The 476-nt window shown below is 49.6% G+C and carries 1 protein-coding gene; it reads right to left on the bottom strand.

All coding sequences use genetic code 11. The features are described from left to right. On the bottom strand, positions 1–476 hold a 476-nt coding region (locus RTW80_RS27180; RefSeq protein ID WP_312721202.1), incomplete at both ends, for a DotI/IcmL/TraM family protein.

The following is a 476-nucleotide window of genomic DNA, read 5'->3' as shown; positions in this document are numbered from 1 at the left end:
GTCCAGAACCATACGCCGTCGGACATTTGTCCCTGTCGTACCAGAACGCCAGCACCTGTCGTGGCGGTCAGATTCATCTTCTCTTTCTTGATCGTCTCCAGAATGTTAGATGCCTGTAATGCATTCACATATCCGACAAAACCTTCGTCAGAAAAACGCGGAGACAGGGAGGAGATCTGTGAACGATAGTGCACAAAATCCAGGTTGAATGCGGTCGCCAGTGCCTGGCTGCCAAAGGCCATTGCATCATTCTGACTCCATGCTGGCTGACTTGTTGGTGCCAGCCTGACCAGACGACCATTGTCTGTAGCGAAATATTCGCGCTCCACATTCGTTGAGTGCCAGTACTGAATGGCGTTACCAGTAATACTGATAAGAAGACATGTGCCCGTACATAAAAGCGCTTTTATCAGCGCAGGGACATTATTTGCCCGCTGTTCTGACTGCTTCATAGCCCTGATTGTGCTCTTCAGTAT

This window comes from Escherichia sp. AM3, assembly GCF_032029835.1.
GTDB lineage: Bacteria > Pseudomonadota > Gammaproteobacteria > Enterobacterales > Enterobacteriaceae > Escherichia > Escherichia coli.
Note: the sequence above shows the minus strand (reverse complement) of the source record. Positions and strands in the feature narration are given on the sequence as shown.